The 21,461-nt window shown below is 41.9% G+C and carries 20 protein-coding genes; 14 read left to right on the top strand and 6 right to left on the bottom strand.

Annotation, left to right across the window (positions count from 1 at the left end):
- Positions 1-11: 11 nt before the first annotated feature.
- Positions 12-3,743 carry a YobI family P-loop NTPase gene (locus G598_RS0107840; RefSeq protein ID WP_157833298.1) on the top strand — a complete coding sequence of 1,244 codons (3,732 nt, stop codon included), beginning with the start codon at positions 12-14 and terminating at the stop codon, positions 3,741-3,743.
- Positions 3,744-3,914: 171 nt separating this feature from the next.
- Here G598_RS0107840 and G598_RS0107835 read toward each other — a convergent pair whose 3' ends face one another.
- The gene (locus G598_RS0107835) at positions 3,915-4,682 is read right to left on the bottom strand and encodes a Fic family protein (RefSeq protein ID WP_037363609.1); all 768 of its coding nucleotides are present in this window, start codon (positions 4,680-4,682) and stop codon (positions 3,915-3,917) included.
- A 186-nt stretch (positions 4,683-4,868) separates the two neighbouring features.
- Positions 4,869-5,297: a helix-turn-helix transcriptional regulator gene (locus G598_RS0107830; RefSeq protein ID WP_026766498.1), complete on the bottom strand. Its 429-nt coding sequence runs from the start codon at positions 5,295-5,297 to the stop codon at positions 4,869-4,871.
- A gap of 71 nt (positions 5,298-5,368) precedes the next feature.
- Here G598_RS0107830 and G598_RS18605 point away from each other — a divergent pair, with 71 nt between their 5' ends.
- Positions 5,369-6,811, top strand: coding sequence for a serine/threonine protein kinase (locus tag G598_RS18605; RefSeq protein WP_051180082.1), 1,443 nt, complete (start codon positions 5,369-5,371; stop codon positions 6,809-6,811).
- Between the two features lie 87 nt (positions 6,812-6,898).
- On the opposite strand, the gene G598_RS18600 is transcribed toward G598_RS18605, so the two are convergent.
- Complete coding sequence (locus tag G598_RS18600) at positions 6,899-7,267, bottom strand: helix-turn-helix domain-containing protein (RefSeq protein WP_051180081.1); 369 nt, start codon at positions 7,265-7,267, stop codon at positions 6,899-6,901.
- A gap of 164 nt (positions 7,268-7,431) precedes the next feature.
- Here G598_RS18600 and G598_RS17410 point away from each other — a divergent pair, with 164 nt between their 5' ends.
- The 9 genes from G598_RS17410 to ruvC all read left to right on the top strand — a co-directional run bounded on the left by G598_RS17410 (position 7,432) and on the right by ruvC (position 16,523).
- Positions 7,432-7,632, top strand: a complete 201-nt coding sequence (locus G598_RS17410; protein WP_051180078.1) for a helix-turn-helix transcriptional regulator — start codon at positions 7,432-7,434, stop codon at positions 7,630-7,632.
- Positions 7,633-7,656: 24 nt separating this feature from the next.
- Positions 7,657-8,424: a 5-bromo-4-chloroindolyl phosphate hydrolysis family protein gene (locus G598_RS0107810; RefSeq protein WP_026766497.1), complete on the top strand. Its 768-nt coding sequence runs from the start codon at positions 7,657-7,659 to the stop codon at positions 8,422-8,424.
- Between the two features lie 2 nt (positions 8,425-8,426).
- The gene (locus G598_RS19940) at positions 8,427-8,579 is read left to right on the top strand and encodes a hypothetical protein (RefSeq protein WP_169534975.1); all 153 of its coding nucleotides are present in this window, start codon (positions 8,427-8,429) and stop codon (positions 8,577-8,579) included.
- Positions 8,580-8,592: 13 nt separating this feature from the next.
- Complete coding sequence (locus G598_RS0107800) at positions 8,593-10,629, top strand: GTPase (RefSeq protein ID WP_026766496.1); 2,037 nt, start codon at positions 8,593-8,595, stop codon at positions 10,627-10,629.
- 2 nt (positions 10,630-10,631) lie between these two features.
- Positions 10,632-12,362, top strand: a complete 1,731-nt coding sequence (locus tag G598_RS18595) for a GTPase (protein ID WP_026766495.1) — start codon at positions 10,632-10,634, stop codon at positions 12,360-12,362.
- Between the two features lie 112 nt (positions 12,363-12,474).
- A complete protein-coding gene (locus G598_RS0107790; RefSeq protein ID WP_026766494.1) occupies positions 12,475-13,692 on the top strand; it encodes a DUF445 family protein in 1,218 nt (405 codons plus the stop codon).
- Positions 13,693-13,699: 7 nt separating this feature from the next.
- Entirely contained in the window at positions 13,700-14,998 is a 1,299-nt protein-coding gene (locus G598_RS0107785) for a DUF445 family protein (RefSeq protein ID WP_026766493.1), read from the top strand.
- 139 nt (positions 14,999-15,137) lie between these two features.
- Positions 15,138-15,869 (top strand): YebC/PmpR family DNA-binding transcriptional regulator, encoded by a 732-nt coding sequence (locus G598_RS0107780; RefSeq protein WP_026766492.1) that lies wholly within the window; start codon positions 15,138-15,140, stop codon positions 15,867-15,869.
- Positions 15,870-16,025: 156 nt separating this feature from the next.
- A complete protein-coding gene (ruvC, locus tag G598_RS0107775; protein WP_026766491.1) occupies positions 16,026-16,523 on the top strand; it encodes a crossover junction endodeoxyribonuclease RuvC in 498 nt (165 codons plus the stop codon).
- Here ruvC and G598_RS0107770 read toward each other — a convergent pair.
- Positions 16,516-16,980: a DUF441 domain-containing protein gene (locus G598_RS0107770; protein WP_071837962.1), complete on the bottom strand. Its 465-nt coding sequence runs from the start codon at positions 16,978-16,980 to the stop codon at positions 16,516-16,518. The two genes, ruvC and G598_RS0107770, sit on opposite strands and share 8 nt — an antisense overlap.
- Positions 16,981-17,029: 49 nt before the next feature.
- Between G598_RS0107770 and G598_RS0107765 the strand changes: the two genes are divergently transcribed.
- The 3 genes from G598_RS0107765 to G598_RS0107755 all read left to right on the top strand — a co-directional run bounded on the left by G598_RS0107765 (position 17,030) and on the right by G598_RS0107755 (position 19,916).
- The gene (locus G598_RS0107765) at positions 17,030-17,647 is read left to right on the top strand and encodes a LysE family translocator (protein ID WP_026766489.1); all 618 of its coding nucleotides are present in this window, start codon (positions 17,030-17,032) and stop codon (positions 17,645-17,647) included.
- Between the two features lie 139 nt (positions 17,648-17,786).
- Positions 17,787-18,899 carry an FIST signal transduction protein gene (locus tag G598_RS0107760; protein ID WP_026766488.1) on the top strand — a complete coding sequence of 371 codons (1,113 nt, stop codon included), beginning with the start codon at positions 17,787-17,789 and terminating at the stop codon, positions 18,897-18,899.
- Positions 18,900-18,911: 12 nt separating this feature from the next.
- Positions 18,912-19,916: a methyl-accepting chemotaxis protein gene (locus tag G598_RS0107755; protein WP_026766487.1), complete on the top strand. Its 1,005-nt coding sequence runs from the start codon at positions 18,912-18,914 to the stop codon at positions 19,914-19,916.
- Here the strand turns inward: G598_RS0107755 and G598_RS17400 are convergent.
- Entirely contained in the window at positions 19,888-21,033 is a 1,146-nt protein-coding gene (locus tag G598_RS17400) for an SLC13 family permease (protein ID WP_051180077.1), read from the bottom strand. The genes G598_RS0107755 and G598_RS17400 overlap by 29 nt on opposite strands.
- 171 nt (positions 21,034-21,204) lie before the next feature.
- Positions 21,205-21,461: RNA-guided endonuclease TnpB family protein (locus G598_RS17395; RefSeq protein ID WP_037363604.1), on the bottom strand; the 257-nt coding region annotated here is incomplete at its 5' end.

Raw genomic sequence — 21,461 nt, 5'->3', positions numbered from 1 at the left:
AAATAGAATAGATGACAATGGTATTGTGTTTGAAAAGTTGTTCTGCTAATATAAGAGTGATGAGTGGAATACAAGGAGGTAAGGAAATAATGACATATGAATATCAAAAATTAACCCCTACAATAGATGCGAACATCAAAGGATATGAAAAAGAATTGGATTATATATTTAGGGAAGATGAATTAAAAAATATAGCAATTTCTGGCTCGTATGGTGCAGGGAAGAGCAGTGTTTTAGAAACATACAAGAAAAAACACGATGATATAAAATTTATACACATATCTTTATCTCAATTTAAAAATGTAGATGGACAAGATGATGATAGTGATGAAAAAAGTAGTTCAATTAGTGAAAAAAGATTAGAAGGTAAAATTTTAAATCAGTTGATACATCAAGTTGGTGTAGATAATATTCCTTTAACAAAGTTTCAAATAAAGCGGGAAGAGAAAAAATGGCCGATAATAGGTAATGTTTCGGTTGTAGCTGTATGGGGAATATTGATTTGGTATATTGTTAAATATGATTTATGGAAACAGTATTTAACTAGTGTGGGGGGGATACTTGAGAACTGGCTGTGGTTTACTCTGTATCCGTGGATGGTATTTGTGGTCGGATTTATTGTTGTTATTATATCTGTTCTTTTGATTGGTAAGGTGGTGCTATATCAGAAGCGTCAAGGATGCTTTAAGAAAATTAAGATAGCCGATAGTGAGATTGAATTATTTGACAAGAAGGAAGAATCCTTATTTGATAGACACCTTGATGAAGTGTTGTATATTTTTAATCAATCAAAAGTAAATGTGATTGTGTTTGAAGATATTGATAGATATAATTCGGTATATATATTTCAGCAACTAAAAGAAGTTAATCGTTTGGTTAACATTAAAAGAATAAGAGATAAAGCTAAACCACTAAAATTTATATATTTGCTTAAGGATGACATGTTTATGTCAAAGGATAGAACGAAGTTTTTTGATTTTATTCTTCCGATTGTCCCTGTTATGGATGCTTCGAATTCATATGAAAAGATTATTGAAATTTTTAAATCAATGCAAGCGTGGCCGTCTTTTGATTCGCAATTTTTACAAGAAGTATCTTTTTATATAGATGATATGAGATTATTGAAAAATATAGCTAATGAATTTAGCGTTTACAGCAAGAACATAATAACGACAGGGCAAGATGTCAATAAGATGCTGGCGATGATGATATATAAAAATATATTTCCTAAGGATTATAGCAATTTGCAATTGGGGCGAGGCTATGTACATAGTCTTTTCGAATATAAAAATGAAATTGCAAATATCGAAAAACAAAATATTAGTCATCAAATAAAAGAATTGGAAAAAGAAAATAAAGAAATGGCATTGGTGTGGCAAAATTCGAAAAATGATATTAATGAGTTTTATAATTACAAATTGAAAGAAAAGGGATGGAATCAGCAGATAAGAAACGATTTGATGTCTAAAAAAGAAAAATGCATTGAATTGTTTGATGCACGAAATAATAATAAAACAAGCAAAAATTTAAAAGAAATTAATAGGTTAAAAAGATTGATAGAAGAATTACCATCTTGGCGATTAAGAGAAATGATTAATCGTGAAAATATTGACGATATTTTTGATGGAAAAGATATAGAATCATTTAGTGGGAATGATGCGTTTGGAGAAATTAAAGAGAGTCAATATTTTTCATTGATAAAGTATTTAATTCGTAATGGGTATATTGATGAAACCTATGCTGATTATATGACATATTTTTATGGGAAAAGCATTTGTCATGGAGATAAAGTTTTTTTACGAGGTATAACTGATCAAAAGGCAAAGGAATATACATACGAATTAAGGGAACCTGATAAAGTCGTTTCGATGATGAATCCTCGGAATTATAAACAAGTGGAAGCGTTGAATTTTGATTTGCTAGATCATTTGTTGGAAAACAATGAAAAGGAAAATGTTCAAAGCTACATACACGATATATTACAGCAGATAATTGATGCTCGAAAAAAGGAGTTTATTTTTCGATATTTAAGAAGACATAAAAATGTGAAATTGTTCGTACAACAATTGAATATGCAGTGGGAAAATATTATGAAGTATATGTGTGAATCTGAGGATGTCACAGATGAGGAAAGAGAAAAATATGTTTGGGAAACACTTTGTCTGTCAAACGATGTGGATTTGTCCGTGATAAATGTTGATGGCGTGTTAACAAAATATATCTCTCAAAACTCAAACTTTTTATGCATGGAAGATGGAAGATTTGAGGCTGCTATAAAAAATATGGAAAATATTGATGTAAAATTCCAAACAGTTGATTCTGATTGTGCAAATGATGATGTGCTAAAAGGTGTATATGAGAAGAATCTGTATGCGTTGACGTTTTCAAATGTGTGCATGATGTTAAAAAGATTCTATGATATTTCAGATAACCAAAAAATGATACATTGCAATTTATCATGTATAATATGCAGAAATGATGAGCCTTTGTATAGTTATGTTGTCGATAATATAGAAGAATATATTGGTGTTATTATAGAGAATTGCCAAGAATATATTTTAGATGAGTCGGATGCTATATATTTTGTGCTGGGTGATAAGAATATTACAACGGATACTAAGGTGGGCTATATTTCAAATTTACAAACAGGAATTGAACAAATTGAAAAGGTGGAAGATAGAGGATTGTGGAGGCCTTTGTTTCAGTATGATATCGTGAATTATTCGTTGGAAAATATTTTTTCTTTCTTTGCAGAAATGCCTAGTGATAGCAGAAATGATTTATATAGATATTTGAATAACCATTCGGATGAAGTGTTGTTGGGAGGTTGGCACGATGAATTTAGGGCTTTGGATGAAAAGTGTCAGTCTGATATGTTTGATGCTGTTGTCATTGCTAACCAACTAGATAACAATATTTATAGATTTATTTTACAAAATATGAATTATTTCTATGAAGAATTTAACGTAAAAGATATTAAAGAAGAAAAGGTGAATATACTAATAGAACTTAATGTTATACTTATGACAGATGAAACGTTGAAATTTATGCGCCAAGAGTATCCATCAACTGTTGCAAGATTAATCTGCAATAATGTAGAACACTATTGTAAGGATATATCTAAAAATAATATTAGTGCACAAGAGATATTGGAGGCGATAGAAGAAGATATAACGATAGAAGATAAGTTATCGTTACTAACATTGATTCCAGACGAAAAGATTTCTATGCAAGGTAAGAATTATGAAGAGAAAATGAAGAAATACATAGTTAAAAATAATTTTGATAAAAATGATGTCGGACAGCTAATAAAAGAATATGAAAAAGCATCTTCAGATTTCAAGAAGATAATAATTGATAAATTGGCAGACTGTGCAGATTATTTAGTGGAAAGTGAAATTAGGGTTCCATATGATGTTTGTTCACAATTATTGCCACGAATTGATGAAAATAACAAATGGAAAATATTCATTAATTCGTTGTTAATTATTTCGCCGTACAATTGTATAAAGTGCTTGGATTTGCTTGGGTGTAATGAAGATGTGGATAATTTGAAAAGGATTTTTATAGGAAAACGCCCTAAGTTTGAGAATAAAAAATACATCAAAGATATTCTAACAGTTTTTGAGAAAAAGGGATGGGTGTCATCTGTTAGTGAATCTAATGAACACCTCATTGCATATGGGAGAAGAAATAAAATAATTATAAAAATGATAGAAGATGAGACTTTAATGATTAATTGAGTGTATGTGATGATATAAGTTTGTAAATTGTTTATAGATATGCATGGAATCTAGTGATGTCGAGGTGTTGTGATGCTTGGAATCTGACATGTCAATTTGACAAGTCAAAAAGCTGGTGACGGTCAAAATATCATTTGACTAGTCACCAGCTTTTTTAGGTGTCAATTAAAGTTATTTTTTGCTACTTCTGCTCATCCGCTGAATTTGTCTTTGCCAGGTTTTTTCAATTTGACTTGTCAAAAATTCCTTTAGGGGAGCTAACTCCTGTTTTGTGTCCCAGCTTTCCAGAGCAGCGTAGTAGTCGTTGCGGTCTTCTTCGTGGATAATAAGGGGCGGATGGTTATGGTTCATCAGAAAATAGTTGGTGGCCAGACGCCCTGTGCGGCCGTTGCCATCGGCAAAGGGATGGATGTTTTCAAATTTGGCGTGGAAGTATGCGGCGGCAGTCAGGATATGTTTAGGGGAATCAAGATTTGTTTCCGCAAGGTCACTGAGGAGTTCGCCGATTTCTTCGGGTACATCTTCAGGGAGAGCACCGACTTCTTCCCGACCTGTGACGTAATCGTGCTTCTTGTATTCACCGGGACGCTCGCCGATGCTGTAACGGCGTTCATCGTAGGTGTTCTTGGTGAGCTCGTATTGCAGTTCTTTGATGAAGCTTTCATCGAATGCTCGCTGCTGGTCGAAGGCTTCCATAACAAAATTCATGGCATCCTTGGCGTTGCGGATTTCAAAAATGGTGCGCAGGTCGCCAGTATAGTTGGAGAGGGTGTCCCGCTCGAAAATATCCCGGGTGTCGTTGTAGGTGATGTTGTCGTTTTCGATTTTGCCGGAGTGATAGGCAAAGTTGATGATTTGTCCGTTCAATATGGTTTCTAAATCTGCCCGGGTCTTTATCTGACTGCTTGTCCAGTAGCTGATGATTTTTTCGTAACTCATAGTTTCACCGCCTTTGTCTCTAAGTATAGCACAAACCTATGGCGAATGGCTAAAGGCTCGTGCCGATTTTCCTATTTTATGGTAGAATTATCAATAAAGTTCACCACAAAAGGCGGGCCGCCGACTACTTCGAGTCAGCGGCCCGCCTTGGTTGTTAGGGGCATGTTAGTTTACAGTCTCATATTTTTATTCTAACAATTGCGTTTCGCCAAGTTTTTCCAACAACAGATTGGTTTCCTTGGTGGAAAGATTCTGCCCGATTGCGGATATGACAATGGAATCCCAGGGATTTCGGGGATAGAGTATCCCCAACCCCGCATAGCGCAGTAAATATTGCGTTTCCTCGAGGTTCAGGGAGAAAGCTCTGGCCAGCGCCAATAATTTAGGACGGGAGGGTTTTTCCCGGCGGCCGGAGAATATTTGATAAGCATAGATACGGTCAAGTCCGGATTCTTTAATGACAATGCTTTTTTCCAAGCCCTTGGCGACCAATAACTGCTCTAAATATTGGGAAAGGGGGAGCGTGAATTCCTCCTGATTATCCGTCAGGAAACGCTCGATTCTTTTGTCAGCCTTCAATTCGGCAAAGAGACTATCCGTGTCTTTGGTACGCATCGTGTGATCACCTCAGCAAGATTTTGATTATCCTAATGTTAGTACAGTTCGGATAGAAAGGCAAGTGGATTATGAATGCGTGGCAAACCTATCTCGGGGATACCTATGAACTGATTGATGTGCTCAAGGAAACAGAGGAAGGAAGCGTAGCGCTGGTTTATGACCGGCTGGGCAGGGAAGTCGCTGTGATGAAGCGGCTGAATCTTCGTGTCCAAGAGCTGTACCGGATATTAAAAGAAATGGCCGAGCCGCATATCCCTGCAATTCATCATTTATGGGAGCAGGACGGACAGCTGCTCGTTATCGAGGAACGCATCGAAGGCAGTACGCTGGAAGAACATTTGGCGCATATTCCCAGCGGAAAAATTACAGAAGCAGAGGCCATGCATATCCTGCGGGAAATCGGCGCTTGCCTGACGGTCATTCATGCAAGAGGCATCATCCATCGGGACATCAAGCCTGCTAATATCATGCTGGGCAGGGACGGTACGGTAAAGCTGATTGATTTTGGCATTGCCCGCCTGGTAAAGGAAAAAGGCAGGACAGATACGGAAATCATGGGGACGAGGGGGTATGCAGCCCCGGAGCAATATGGCTTTGGGCAGACCGATGCGCGTTCAGACATCTATGCGTTGGGCGTTACTTTGTGGGAGTTGTTGGGGAAGGATTATCACGGCTGTCTGCGCAAGGTGCTGGAACATGCGATGGAGCTGAATCCTGCGCATCGTTATGCTTCGGCTGCGGAATTGCTGCAGGATGCAGAGCGCTGCCAAAGATGGAAATGGGGCAGGTTTTGGCTGGCGGCAGCTGGGCTGGGAATTGGCATATTGGCAGTATGGTTGGTGTTCCAGTTCCGTCCGGCAGAGATTGGAGAAACACCTCAGACGGTTGAGGTCGAGGAGGAAAACAAGCAAGAGCCAATAGTGCCGGCAGCCAAAGCAGATACAGCTAAAACTTTGGAACAGACACCTGTACCACCGCCAACGGCAGCAGCTGGAGAACCAGTATCATCTGCAGAAGTCCCGTCCCCAACAGCTGCTGATGAAATAAAGCCCGCTGCAAATTCCCGCAATTATGCAGGTGAAGGAAGACTCAAAACGGAGGTATATTTGAATGGCGGTGCATGGCAGCGTGATTTCGTTGTCGCAGAAACAGCCTGGACAAGCTGGCAGCGGGAAGATGGCAGCATTCATACGCCTGCGGACTGGAATGTGCTTGTTCATGCAGACAATACAACAGCAAAAAGTTATGTGCGTACTTGCTGGGTAGTCCGTCGAATTTATCCCGGAACGAATCTGTCTGCGATGACGGAAACCATCGAGGCAGGGCCGCTGCCTGCTGGAAAAAGTGAGGACTTTGTCCTGCCCTTGTCACGCTATCCGCTGCATCAGGATACGACCTTGCAGGTCAGCTTTGAACTTTATCGGGAAGATGGCAAGCGGGAGCGTCCGGTATGGAATCTGCAAACGAGTATTAATCTATCTGCACAGATGAATAAATCCTCCCTGCCATAATGGGCAGGGAGGATTTTTCATGAAAAATTTTCATCAATAGTATGCTGTCCGCATACCAAAAAAATCATCATCTGTGTTATGCTAACTTCAAGCATCAGCAGGAGGTGATTTCTCGGCACAAGCTTTGCGTTCCCGTTCGTGGAGGGCATCAAGCATGATATCGGCTAAGGCTTTGTTTTCGCTGCTGAGTCCAAGGTATTTCTGTATCTGGTTGTAGTCATGAGAAGCCAGACCAGTCACTTGATTTTCAAAGGCTGTGGCATCCCTGCCGAGCAGGTAGTCTGTGGTGACGCCGAACAGGGCAGTCAGTTCATTCAGCTTACGAACCGGACGACTGGTGCCGCGCTCGTATTTGTTATAAGCGGTCCGTGTCATGCCAATGCGCTCTGCCACTTCCCGCTGGGAAAGTCCTTTGGCCTCACGGAGTGAGCGCAGGCGGTAAGATGTGATATTCATGGGGAAGTTCACTCTTTCGTTTCACTAATTCATCAATTCCATTATAAGTGACATATAATCAATAACAAAGGCGTTTATTTAATAATACAAATCTTGACTGTATCATTTAATACACTTATAATAAGAGGAAAGACGACAAAATGACACCTGCGGGAGGTGCCTCGATGAGATTAAAAATCAGAGAATTCCGAGAAAAACGCGGACTGAATCAGGATGAGCTGGCCAAGATTCTGGGCGTAGACCATTCGGCAGTGACCAAATGGGAAACCGGCGTCAACACACCAAGGCTGGAAACCGTGGTGGAGATTGCCAAAACACTGCGATGCAGTGTGGATGAACTGCTGGGATTGCGGCGCAGGAAGTAAGGCAAAGGATTGGAGGGAATCATCATGTCTATTGATTTCAGGTTGGTTCTTTTGGTGGTGGGATTTCTCATATATGCGTTTTTTAAGTTTTTGAGCATGTTTTCGGTTCAGACGATATTGGGATTTTTGTTTGTGGGCTGGTTGCTCTATACGATCTTTTTCAGCGAAGACGATAAGCCAACACAGAAAGAACTTCCAGCCGTTTCTCACAAAAAGACTGAATATAATGATGTTTACGAAAAAGCGAATGCAGATTACCGCTTCCTGCAGACCTCCCTGCCGCAAATTCAGGATAAGGAACTGCATTACTGGCTGGATTCCATGCAGCAGGTGGCAGGAAGACTGCTGGCTTACCTGACCAAACACCCGGAGCGTATACCCGCAGCTATGCGCTTTGTGACTTATTATCAGGATCGAACGGTTTCGCTGGTACGTCAATACCTGTCCATGCGGGAAGTGGGCCTGCGGCCGGAACTACAGCAAAACCTGCTGGTGGAAATGAGAAACACCTTCCGTGGCTTTCTGGCTGCCTATGAAACGCAGCTGGCCAAGGTCACAGAAGCCGAAATGAAGGATATGGAAGCCGAGATGAAAGTAGCGCAAGAAGTCATGGAACAGGAGGGTATCCAGCCCAAAACGGCAGACTATCAGCCAATCGCTGAAACAGAAACGAAAAAAGAAGAAAAAGCACAGGATACATCCACCCCGCTGAAATATGCCGGGATTGCCCTGGTTGCGTTGCTGGGGGCAGTGGGGATATATAAAATGGCGGACAAGAAGAAGGAGGACTAACTATGGCCACGAAACGTATTGAGTATATGTGCAGTCATTGCGGAAAAAAAGAAATCCGTTTCGTATCAATGGGCAAGCCATTGCCGGGAAAGTGCCCTAGAAAACAGGGGGATAAACCGCATACATGGACGGTGAATCGGAGATTGGAAAATTGAGGGGGCGTTTAGAGTGAATTCTGTATTGGAAAAGGAATTAAGTGAGTGTGTAGCATTTGCCAAAAGAGGCTCGGAATTGGCAGATAATAATTATGCTGATATAAAAAATATATTGCATAGAGTTAATGAAAGATTAGAACATGCCGACAAAAGACAGGGGAAACTTTTACGCTTTGCCAATATTGACTTGATGCATGAGCAACATTTGCAATTGCGTAAATTAGAAGAAAAAATAGATTCAATTCAAAACGATGTGGAAATGTTAAAAAAGAAGAAAAAAGATTTTTCAATTGTCATATATGGCAGAACCATGGCTGGTAAATCAACGCTGATGGAGATTCTTACACATGGTACTGGTAATTCAATAGGAAAGGGTGCGCAACGAACCACTCTGGATGTTAGAGACTATTATTGGCAAGGATTAAAAATAACGGATGTTCCGGGAATATGCTCATTTGATGGACGTGAGGATGATAAATTAGCTTTCGAGGCAGCAAAGAGTGCGGACTTGATAGTTTTTTTATTGACAGATGATGCGCCGCAAGCAGGTGAAGCAGAATGTTTGGCACAGTTGCGCAGCTTAGGAAAGCCGGTATTAGGTATCATAAATATTAAAATGGCATTTAATGTAAATAATTATAAAATGTCATTGGCAAGGATGCAAAAACGTCTTAGCGAGAAAGATAGAATAGATGAGGTTTGTGAACAGTTTAAAGCATTTGCTGATAATTATCATCAAAATTGGAAAGATATTGTGTTTGTTCCTACACATTTGCAGGCAGCTTTTATATCGCAATCAAATAGTAATCAGGAAATGTTTCAAGCTAGTAATTTTGCAGAAGTAGAAAAGTTCATTTTAAAGAAAATACAGCAGGATGGTAAATTTATCAGTTTTAAGACCTTTATTGATAGTACAGCTGTGCCTACACAAAAAATAATAAAGAATATCTATGCGCAGGCAAGTGAAAGTATATGTAATTATTTGGAATGGAAAGAAAAGGAAACTGCATGGAGTAAGTGGGCGGCTGCCTTTCAGGCAAGAGCTACTGAGAAAATAAGAAAAACACATGAACGCTTAAAACATAAAATGTATAGTGATATAGATAGATTTGTAGATAAGCATTATGAAGATGAAAAAGCTGGAGAAAAATGGGTGGAACATGTAAAAAGTATTAAGATAGATAAAGATTATATTGGGGCTTTGCAAGAAATAGCTGAGGAATATGATAAAAAAAGAAAAGAAGTGCAAGATAAATTGCAATCTAGTTTAAATATTGCAGTGAATACAAATATTAAATGTGATACAAAAATGGACGATACGACACCTATTGCCAAATGGGTGGTGGCTATTGCACCTAATCTTTTACTATTTGTACCAGGAATCGGTTGGGCTGCAAGGATTGGAATCAGCTTGGCGGGCGCAGTGATTGCGTGGCTTATGGATGATAAAGAAGCAAAAATTAAAGAGAATAAAGGCAAATTAAAAAAGGCTTTATTGGAGGCAACCAATGAAATGCTGGATAATATGCGTAAAAGTATATGGCAAACATATAAGATAGAAATCGTTGAAAAAGGGATATATGACCTTAAAGAAACAATGCATGATATGTCGGAAATTTTATTTTACTTAGCTAAAGGACAGAATCAATTGGCGACAGAGTTATGTGAAAAATATCAGGAACTTAATCTTGAGTTGTTGCAGGAAGCTGTAGTGTATTCTGAACAGGGTGGTTTTTTGGGAGCTGATGTAAATATAGCCAGAATTCCAGGAAAAGATTTTTATGCAATTGGAAGACGGTGTAAAATAAACGAAGAAAGAGTGTCTGAACTGTTAGGAGAAAAGCTTTTGTGTTGGGCAACAGCGGATAATGCTAAAGATTGTGCTTTATTGATTGCCAGTAACTGGTCAACTGGTGCAAAAATATATGATTATAAATTAGAAGGATATAAAGAAGTTATACAAACTTTAATGGTAGATGATATGAGCAAAGAAAATGAAGTGATGATGGCACAGCAGATTGTTAAGATGCCAGTGATAAGGAGTGTATAATTATGAGAGATTTTAATTTGGAAAAATATAGCCAGCAAAATAAATCATTGTTGAATAAAATAAAGATGAAGTGTAATGAATTGGGGATAGACAAAGAATTGCTTGACGATTTGGATGGTAAAGATGCAAATGTAAAGATAGTATTTGTGGGGCAGTTTAGTGCTGGAAAATCTAGCATTATAAAAATGTTAACAGGGGAAGATATAGCTATTGGTGCAAAGATAACAACGCAAAAATCAACTACTTATACATGGAATGGAATAGATATAATTGATACACCGGGCATTCATACGGAACTACGTTTTGACCATGATGCGATAACATATAAGCAAATCAACAAGGCAGCACTGTTGGTATATGTTATTAGCAATGAAGGATTTAGTCAGCATATAGGAGAGAATTTTCGTAAATTAGCAATAGATCAAAAAAGGGCAGACCATATGGTGTTGGTAGTCAATAAAATGGATAGAGCACCTATGGGAAATGTGCCAGAGCAACAAAGTATTATTGAACAGGATTTACAGAAAGTAACGTCACCATATAAGCCAAGTGATTTGTATCTGTCTTTTTTGGATACAAATTCATATTTTGAAAGCTTGACAGAAAAAGATTTAGATTTGAAAGAAGAATTGCTCCAAGCAAGTGGCTATGAAAATTTTATTGATAATTTAAATCTTTTTGTAAAGGAACATGAGTTAATAGGTACACTGATAAAACCTTTATACCATGCCAGAGAATTTCTGGAAACATCCATAAGCGCGAACAATGTAATGGAAGATAAGGATATTGCAGATTTAGAAAAAACAATACGTGAAAGAAGAAAAATTCTTATGGATGGTAAAGAAAAATGTCAGCGAGCGGTGCGGGATATTGTGCGTACATGTCGGGAGGAGATAAAATCAAAGGGTAGGTTAGGTGCTGAAGAGGCATTGAATGCTTCAGAGCAATTAGAAGCAGATAATAAAATGGCAGATGTTAATAATGAAATAGAACAATGTATGATTAAATGTCAGGATGATGTTGATGCAAAAATAAAAGAGTCTTTAGTAGCGTTGGGCGAAGAGATAAAAGATTATGATAATTCTTACTTTGTAAAGTCTGTAAGTGTGAATATTAGAGAACGTGTGGCAGATACGCCGATTAATAGTCGGGGTATTATTGTCAAAGCTATGGGGATGGCTGCACAAAGAGCGAAAGAAGCAGAAAATCCTGCTTTGGAAGCTGTGGCAAAACCGGGAGTAGCAGCGTTAGCAGCAGGAAAAGCTGCAGATGCAGCTGTGGCTGCGGTATTTCCAGATTTAGCAGTTGGAGCACAAGCGGTAGGCGGCATAGGCGGCTGGGTAACAAAATTATTTACTCCCGAACCAACAGTATGGGAAAAAGGTGCAGCATTTTTAGGAAGGAATGCTGGAAAGATTGTTGGTGTAGCAGCTATGGGTTATGCTTTATGGGCGGAAGTTAAAAATAATGAAGAACAACAAAAACAAGAACAGGAAAGGCAAAAGCTTAAATCAGAGCTTGCAAAAAAATACAGTGACTTAAGTGACGATTTTCAGAGTAAAATTATTACTGAAGCAAATAAATTAATAGATGCTAATATTACACCTGCTATAAATTCGCAGAATGATGAATTAGAGAAGATAAGCCAGGCAAAAATTGATGGAGAGCGATTGAATAAAGAGTTAGGCAAATTATTGGAAGAGGTGAATCGTAAAATAGATGAACTTAAGTGAAGGTGTCAAGTAGATTTTGAAAAATAGGAAAATAAGTGTAAAGCTAAGAATAAGTGAATTAAAGAGCACAGATTTTATAGGTCTGTGCTCTTTATCTAGAGGGGTGAATAATGTGACCAATGAACAAAAAGCAATAACCATATTGCTAATCGCAACAGCTGGTTTTATAGCGACATTTTCGCAAAGGGATGATGGGCTTATATATGGGGTAATTAATAGTGCCTGCTGTGCGGCAATGATAGGCGGATTGGCTGATTGGTACGCGATAACGGCGTTATTCAATAGGATTCCTTTGGATAATCATTCCAATATATTATGCAGAAAGCGCAAAGATCTCACGAATGCTATTGTTGATTTTGTCACCAAGGATTTGCTCAATACCAGTAATATAAATGATTCCATAAAGAATATGGAATGGTCAGCTTTTTTGGTTAGATATATTGAAAAATATAATGGGAAAGAAAAAGTGCGCCGTACTGTCCAGTCGGCTGCGAAGAGTATATTGTCACAAATAGATTTGTGTACGATAGTGAAGAAAATCGAACCGGATATAAGGCGCAGCTTGCGGGAGAGTTCGGTGGAACTAGTTGTGCCGAAAATCGGAAAACGCATTGTGGAAAGCGAATATTCACCGTTGTTTTTCAAAACGTTCTTGGACTTAGGAAAAATAATGTATAACCAGCCAGAGTTTCAGGGCGTACTGCAGGAGTATATCCAAAGATTGGGGGATAAGTACGATAAAAAAGGCTTTGGGAGAAATACCCTTCGGGGAATGGCTTTTAATGATGAAGATATTTTGCAGAATCTAAATGATTTTATAAATGGGCGTTTTGATTACTGGATTGCTAATACGGACTGCGTGTATGGTGAAATCCGTACTGAGATAAATGAGCTTTTACAGTCACAATTTATTAAGGAGCTATTGTTGGATAAGAAAGATGAGCTGCTATCTGATGATGATTGGATGCAATGGATTTATGAAAAGTTATCCATATATCAAAAGGAGAATTATCTGGAAATATTGAATTTTATAGACGGGATGCTGGTGAAAGGATTAGACAAGTTCACTAACGATAAAGAGGTGCAAAAGAAGGTTGACGATTGGTTGAAAGAGCAGGGAGCTATTGTAGTTGAAGATAATCATAGCGAATTGGGGAAGATGATACATAGTAAATTGGATAAGCAAACGGATAATGAAATTGTGAGTATGGTTCGTGAAAAAGCAGGTGATGATATTCATTCTATACGCATAAGCGGCGCCTTGATTGGCGGAGGTGTTGGGCTGACTCTTTATTTATTGGGCGTATTTGTTGAGGTAGTATTGAGGTGAATGTTAAATGGGGTGCAGGGAATATAACAAAGCGGATTATTGGCTGTTAGCAGCGGCAGTTGGTTTTTTGATTACATTAATGCTGAAAATATTTTTCCCGGAATATGTTTTAATCAGAGGTTTGAATTTTGCTTGTGAGGCAGCATTTGTAGGTGGGGCTGCAGATTGGTTTGCTGTTACGGCAATATTCAAACATCCATGGGGGTTGAAGATACCGAACACGGCAATACTGCCCCAAAAACGTGATGATTTTGCAGAAGGGGCAGCTGCTTTCGTGAAAGAGATGCTGAATGAGGAAACCGTAGTCAGAGAGATTCGCAATAAGAATATAATGGGGCTGATTGTCCGGCAATTAAAGGAGACTGAAAAACGTGATTATATGATTGCGAAACTGCTTGACTACATTCGCGAAAAGCTGAGTCAGGCAAGCCGGGGAGAGAATGTACAGGAACTGGCTGATGGCATACGCGAAAAATTGCTCTCTTATCCGTCAAAATATTTATTAAAGCAGGGCTTGGCTTGGTTAAAAACGGATGATAATGGTGCGATTGTATTAGAAAGTGTGGTGCCATTACTAAAAGATAAAATCAATTCCAGTGATTTCAAAGATTGGCTGCAAGACAACTACGATAATTTACAGAAGGAGTCGCTGGCGTCATTGGTATCTTGGGCTTTGGAGCGTGCGAACTTGCTGAATGTAAAGGAGGCTGCAGAGGACACGCAGAGCGAATTGTTGGCCATGGTAGCAGAGATGGGCATAAGGAATTCTGATGTTCAGCGCAGAGTGCTGCGTTTGTTGGTGGAACGATCCGATGAAATCGCGAATGATAAGCGTTTAATCCGCTCATTGGATGAGTTCAGGGTGAAATTGATAAAAAAAATACCATTGGAAGATGTTTTGTATGATGTTATTTCACGCTTGTGGAAGAATTTCAAGGAAGAAGAAAGTCGTAAAGTAATATCGGAACATGCCCAAAAGGCCTTGCGCTCCCATATTGTGGAGGTATTGTTATATCAATTGGATTTGCTGATGAATTTATTGAAAAATGATGCAGATTTGCAAAGGGATATTGACAAATTCATCAAGGAATTAATTAGTGAATTCGCAACAGGGATGGCACGTCCAGAAGCAGAAAAAATTGTAAAAAGAGTGCTGCAAAATATGAAAGATGATGAATTGAATGAGATTGTGAAGGGAAAGATCAATGATGAATTGATCGGGATAAGAGTCAATGGAGTGGTCGTGGGGTTCATTTTAGGCTCGATATTGTATGCAGGGGTACAGTTCACTAAATTGGTACTATAGTATAGGCGTTGAAAGCAGTGGAGGTTGGGGAGACAAGGGAAATTTGACGGAAGAGGGGAATCGTAGTATAATACTACCGTTATTAATGAAATTTTCCTCGCTACATCGAGGGTAAATAAGCAAAAGGAGCGAATTTTGCATGTCAGGACATTCCAAATGGGCCAACATTAAACGTAAAAAAGGTGCTAACGACGCCATTCGTGGCCGTATCACCACGAAAATCGGCCGTGAAATCACCATTGCTGTACGTATGGGCGGCGGTGACCCCACGGGTAATATGCGTTTGAAGCTGGCTCTTTCCAAGGCCAAGGCCAACAATATTCCGAAGGACAACATCAACCGCGCTATCCAGAAGGGCCTCGGTGCTTCTGAAGGCAGCAACTACGAAGAACTCACTTACGAAGGTTACGGCCCGGCTGGTACGGCTGTTATGCTCGATATCCTCACGGATAACCGCAACCGTACGGCTGCTGATGTGCGTCACCTGTTCTCCAAGTTCGGCGGCAACCTCGGTCAGGACGGCTGCGTAGGCTGGATGTTCAACAAGAAGGCCATTTTCGTAGTTGAAAAAGAAGTGTTCGACAACGAAGACGAACTCATGGAAATCGTGCTCGAAGCTGGCGCAGATGACATGAAGGACGAAGGCGATGTATTCGAAATCACCGCTGAACCGGATGCTTTTGACGCTATCGAAGCTGCTCTGGGTGAAAAGGGTATCGAAACGGCTTCCGCTGAAATCACGATGGTTCCGGAAAACACCGTAAAACTGTCCGGTGAAGATGCTGAAAAGATGCAGAAGCTCGAAGACGCTCTGGAAGACAACGACGACGTACAGAACGTATACAGCAACTACGAAACGGACGAAGAATAAAATAAAAGGCCACAGGATTTAAGTTCGTGGCAATAAGGCGCCCGCTGGGTTGACGATAACTTTCCTTTGCCATAGACAGGCTTGTCAAAAGCTACGGAAAGTCATCATCAGCCCAGCGGGCTTTTGTATTTGTATATTATTTTGGAAAGGAATTAAATGCTTGCATTAGGAATTGACCCTGGTACGGCCATCTGCGGTTTTGGCTTGGTAGAATCGCGCGGCAGCCGCCTTATCCCGATAAAATACGGTTCGGTATTCACCTCGCCCAAGATGCGCATGGAAGACCGGCTGGTCAAGATTTACGATGAACTCGATGCGCTGATGAAGGAGTACAAGCCCGACATTATGGGGATTGAAAAACTCTTTTTCAACCGCAATGTCACGACAGCCATTCCTGTAGGACAGGCGCGCGGTGTTGTGCTGCTCGCGGCGGCCAAAAACAATATTCCCATCGTGGAGCGCACGCCGATGCAGATTAAGCAGGATGTGACGGGGTATGGCAAGGCGGACAAAAAGCAGGTCATCTATATGGTGACGAAACTTTTGCACCTGCCTGAGCCGCCCAAGCCTGATGATACCGCCGATGCTTTGGCTGTGGCCATCTGCACGACCTATTGCATGGGCAATGCGGCTTTCCGCAACAGCATCAGCTAAAGGCTTTCATCAGCCAGAGCACGAAGTAGGTCAGGCCGCCTGCAATCAAGGGGCCAACGGCAACGCCGTGGAACAACAGAACGCCTGCCATGGTGCCGATAATCAGCGCCGGAATGACATCTGGCGTATTTTTTAGCAGGTCAACACCGCTGCCACCCGCAACAGCGGCTAAGAGGCCGGCTACGATGGCGATTACCCCGGCGTGGGTGCGGAAGGCATCAATCATGTTGTTGATGGTGATGGTGCCATTGGCAATGGGAACTAAGATTGCGGCCGTGAGAATGATGATGCCCCAGTTAAGCCCCTGTGAACCAAGGGCATTCAGCGCGGTGGTCAAACCCAAAAGCTTTAAGCCCAGGACAATGGCCGTGGCATAGACCACCGTCATATTATGGCCCAGATAACTGAGCAGCAATACTGCTCCCAAAGTAATATATTCGATATACAAAAAAGACATCTCCTTTGATAAAAAAATACTTTACTATTATACACGAGAGGAGACGATTATGGAAATAAATACGCTAAGCTATTTTTTGACCGCGTCTGTGCTGTTGACTTTAGCACCCGGTCCGGATAATCTGTATCTGCTGGCCAAGAGTCTGGCGAGTGGGGCAAAAAGTGGTGTTTTTCTGAGTGCTGGTCTGGCCAGCGGCATTGTCTTTCATACGGGACTGGTCATCTTAGGCGTTGCGGCACTTATCCAAAGTTCGCCGCTGGCTTTTGCCGGGCTGAAATTCGTTGGTGCAGGTTATCTCTTGTATCTGGCATGGAAAGCTTTTCATGAAACGGGGGAACTGCAGATGGGACAGGCAGATGAAACGTCATCTTATGGGGCGGTTTATCGCCGTGGGGTGCTGATGAATATCTTAAATCCCAAGGTGCTGCTCTTTTTTCTGGCATTCCTGCCGCAGTTTGTGGACGCAGCAAGTGCGGATTTTGCCTGGAATATCGCCCTTTTGGGAGCGGTCTTTGCCTTGCAGGCGTTTGTTATCTTTTCGGGCATTGCTCTTTGTGCAGGCAGAGTCCGGACGTTTATTTTGGGCACCAGGAATCTGAATCGGATTTTGGGCATTGTGCAGGGGCTGGTTTTAACCATTATTGCTCTGGCGATATTGTTATCATGAAATAGGGACACGAAAAAACGCAGGTCGATTCAGATCTGCGTTTTTGCAGGCAGTTCAACTATTTTTTCTGTACAGCAGGAGGAAATGATGAAATAGTCGAAATAGTCAATAGAGTTTTGTGTGATAGAAGGAGAACGCTATGGACTATAAGATTGGACGCAGTCAGGCAACGCCGGTGGACAATGCTATCAGCCAGGCTTGCCAGACCATGACGCAGGCAAAGTTTGTTTGGTTTACGACGACGGTTGCTGCTTTTGCAGAGACCAGCCAAAAGATGCAGGCGCGGTTTCCCCATAGCATTGTCATGGGGACGACTTCGATTGCCGCATATTCCAATGCGGGGATTTTTCATGATACTTTGGAAGTGTTGGCGATTGAAAGTGGTATTGAGTGTGTGGGAAATGTCTTGGAGGAAGCAGACTGCTGTCCGCTCAAGTATGTGGAGCGCGTGCAGGAAGCTGTACGGAAGCTGGGTACCCATCGTGCAGATGATACGATTTGTCTGACCGCGACAAATGGTTTGATTTCCTGTGAGGAATCGGTGCTGGCTGTGCTGAATTCTGTGCTGCGCAAGGAGCATATCCCTGTTTTTGGCGGCACGGCAGGTGACCGCGGCTTAGCGGAAAAGACATTGGTTTCCCTGAATGGCAAGGTTTACGAAAAGGCGAGTGTATTTGTGCTGATCCGCAATCTGGGCGGCCGCATCCATCTTTATCGGGAAAATATCTACAAGCCCATCTGTGAGCCATTGACGGCTACGAAGGTCGATGCGTTTACGCGTAAGGTCATGGCTTACAATGGGAGGCCTGCTTCGGAAATGGAAGCGAAGATGCATGGTCTGACTACTTCGCAGATGGACAGGAACTTTTTGGACAGCAATCCGGTAGGTCGTATCATTGGCAAGGATATGTACATCATTGCCAATGATGATATGGACACCGACCGGCAGACGATGAAGTACCATGCACGCATTTACGAAAATGACCAGATCGTCATGCTGCAGCCGGACGATTATCGACAGGTCAATCGGGAAACCATGCAGAAAATCAAGCAGGATGTGCCCCGTCCGACGCTGTCCATTATGGTGAATTGTCTGGCGCGTACCTTGCTCTTTGAAAGTGAGGGCTATGCAGATGAATTCTTCCGCAGCATGGGAACGGTGCTTGGCGATTATATCGGCTGGGGTGGATATGGTGAGCAGATTTACGAGCAGCACTTTAACCAGACGATGATTGCCGCTGTTTTTGAATAAGGGGGGCGTGTTATGGGATTCTTTGATTTTGGCAGAAAAAAGGAGCCGTTTTATAACCAAAGGTCAGCAGAAAAAAAGACACAGACGATGGATCATACATCATCAAGACCACCAACGGCAGCAAGTATGCCGAATATGACGACGTCCGTGAATAAACAGATTGCTTATGGGATTGATTATCTTGATGAACGCATGAATGAACTTACGCAGGCTGAAGCCGGCATAGCGGAATACGTGCAAAAGATGCAGGAAACCTATGCGGGAATCGGTCAGGTGAATGAGGACTTCACTTATTTGAATGAACACTTTAATAATCTGGAGGAATATGCCCAAAATATTTCCACCATCATGGATAATTCCCGAACGGTGGTCAGCGGCGCGGGCAATGATATCGGTGCACTGTCGGAAAAAATGCAGGAGATAGAAGGCAAGCTCGATGAAATTAACGCGGTATTTCAGGAAGTAGAAGGTAAATTTGCTAATATCAAAAAAATGTCGGAAGGTATCGAGGGCATCGCGACCCGCACCAACCTGCTGTCCCTGAATGCCTCTATTGAAGCAGCACGGGCAGGTGAGGCAGGTCGTGGCTTTAGCATCGTGGCCGAAAATATCCGTGAGCTGGCCGCTTCGACCAAGGAATTGGTCGAGGGGATTGATACGAATATCAATGCGTTGTATCAATCCATCGGCGAAATGAGTCAGGCGATTGAGCAGACCCGGCAGAAAACCTTGGAAAATGCCGATTTTGTGGGCAAAGTACAGGAAAGTTTCGCCGATGTAACCAAGAGTACGGAAAGTGTAGGCGACTACAGTCATCGGATTGTGGAGGGTATTCATAAGACCAGCAATATGATGGGTGACGTAGCTGAAGGTGCAGGTTCCGTAGGCGGTTTGGTCACTACGATGCGCCAGAACATTTATGGCTTAAAAGAGTTGATGAGCGAAAAGAATGTGATTGCCTGCAGCATGATTGATTTCTTGCGTCAGGTCAAATGGCTGATGAGAAATGGGCGATAAGTGCACCATATTTCATATAGAAGTGATAGTAAAGCAGGAGCAGTACGAGTACCGCCAAATTGCTGCCGGTAAAGGTCAACAGATAGTAGCCGGGCTTGCTGAAACGGGTTTGCAGGTAAGCCTTAAAGGAAATCACGCTGGCCATGGACGCGATAATGGTGCCCAGCCCGCCGATATTTACGCCTAGAAGCAGAGGTGCGTAGCTTTCGGTGTAACTGGCCAGTAAAACTGTGGCCGGCACATTGCTCAAGACCTGGCTTAGGAGCAGGGATACCCAGAATTCATGACCGTTTAGCATTTTTGCGGGCCAGCTTTGGAATAGTTCAATATGGCTCAGATTGCCCACACCGATAAATAACAGGGCAAAGAGCAGGAGCAGTTTATAGTCCGCTTCTTTGAACAAGTGGTAATTGAGCAGAGCCAGGGCGGGCAGCACGAAACCTGCCAGCAGGGAAAAACTCAGCAGATGTACGACATGCAATAGGCAGAGTGTGAACAGGAACAGCAGGGGAAGGATTTTCTTCCAGGGAAGTGCCGTATCCGGCTGAGCAGGCAGGGGGACCATGCAATCGGTGAGTGTGTAGGTGGCGAGATAAATCGCCAGGCCGCTGATTATTACGATAGGTGCGGTAATGGATAAGAAAGCTGCTGGTTCAAGGCCATAGTGGGAATAGATAAAGAGATTCTGCGGATTGCCAATGGGCGTGAGCATGCTGCCTAGGTTTGCGGCAATGGTCTGCCAGCAGACGGTTGGCACCATAAGCCGTATGCGCCGCGCCTCGGTAAAGATCATAATGGCCAGCGGCACAAAGATAATCAGCGCCACGTCATTGGTGATAAACATGGAACTGAAATAGCAGCTGAAAATAAAGAACCGGCCCAACGACCGCCCTGATGCGCTGCCTTGAAACAAATGCTGAAAGATAGCTGCAAAAAAGCCGCTGAGCCGCAGCCCCGCCACAATACACATCAAAAACAATAATAGCCCCAACAGCGGCAGATTAATGCGCTGCAAAATATCGCCGGGGGCAGGCGGGGCGATAATACTTGTAATCACGGCAAAAACAAGTGCTGCAGCCAAATCTGGATTTTGGCGCAGCTTTTGGTATATCAGCATGGAAAGGCTCCTTTCAATCCAACAATCAAGAACAAAGTATAGCTTGACACTCCCATGCCTAAAGGCAGGGGATTCTTGGTTCGCTGAACACTGCGGCCTAGTCGTAACCAGTTCGACTTACACGTTCTCCCCAAGCGTAAATTCCCGTGTGTCCCACGGTACTAATTTATGTTAAGCAACCTGTTTTTGTTCTATTGCCTTTCGCAGTATATTTATTGCTGCATTGGCATCTCGGTCATGATGTGAACCACATGCAGGGCAAGTCCAATCCCTGATACCAAGATTCTTAGTTTCCTTGTTCTGGTATCCGCATTTTGAACAGGTCTGGCTTGACGGGTAGAATGTATCTACCTTCAAGATTTCAGAGCCATGCAATTCTGCCTTGTATTCAAGCTGACGGAAGAACTCAGACCAGCTTACGTCTGATA

The sequence above is a fragment of the Selenomonas ruminantium subsp. ruminantium ATCC 12561 genome (genome assembly GCF_000424065.1).
Classification (GTDB): Bacteria; Bacillota; Negativicutes; order Selenomonadales; family Selenomonadaceae; genus Selenomonas_A; species Selenomonas_A ruminantium.
The sequence above is the reverse complement of the archived record's forward strand: the minus strand, read 5'-3'. Positions and strand labels throughout refer to the sequence as shown.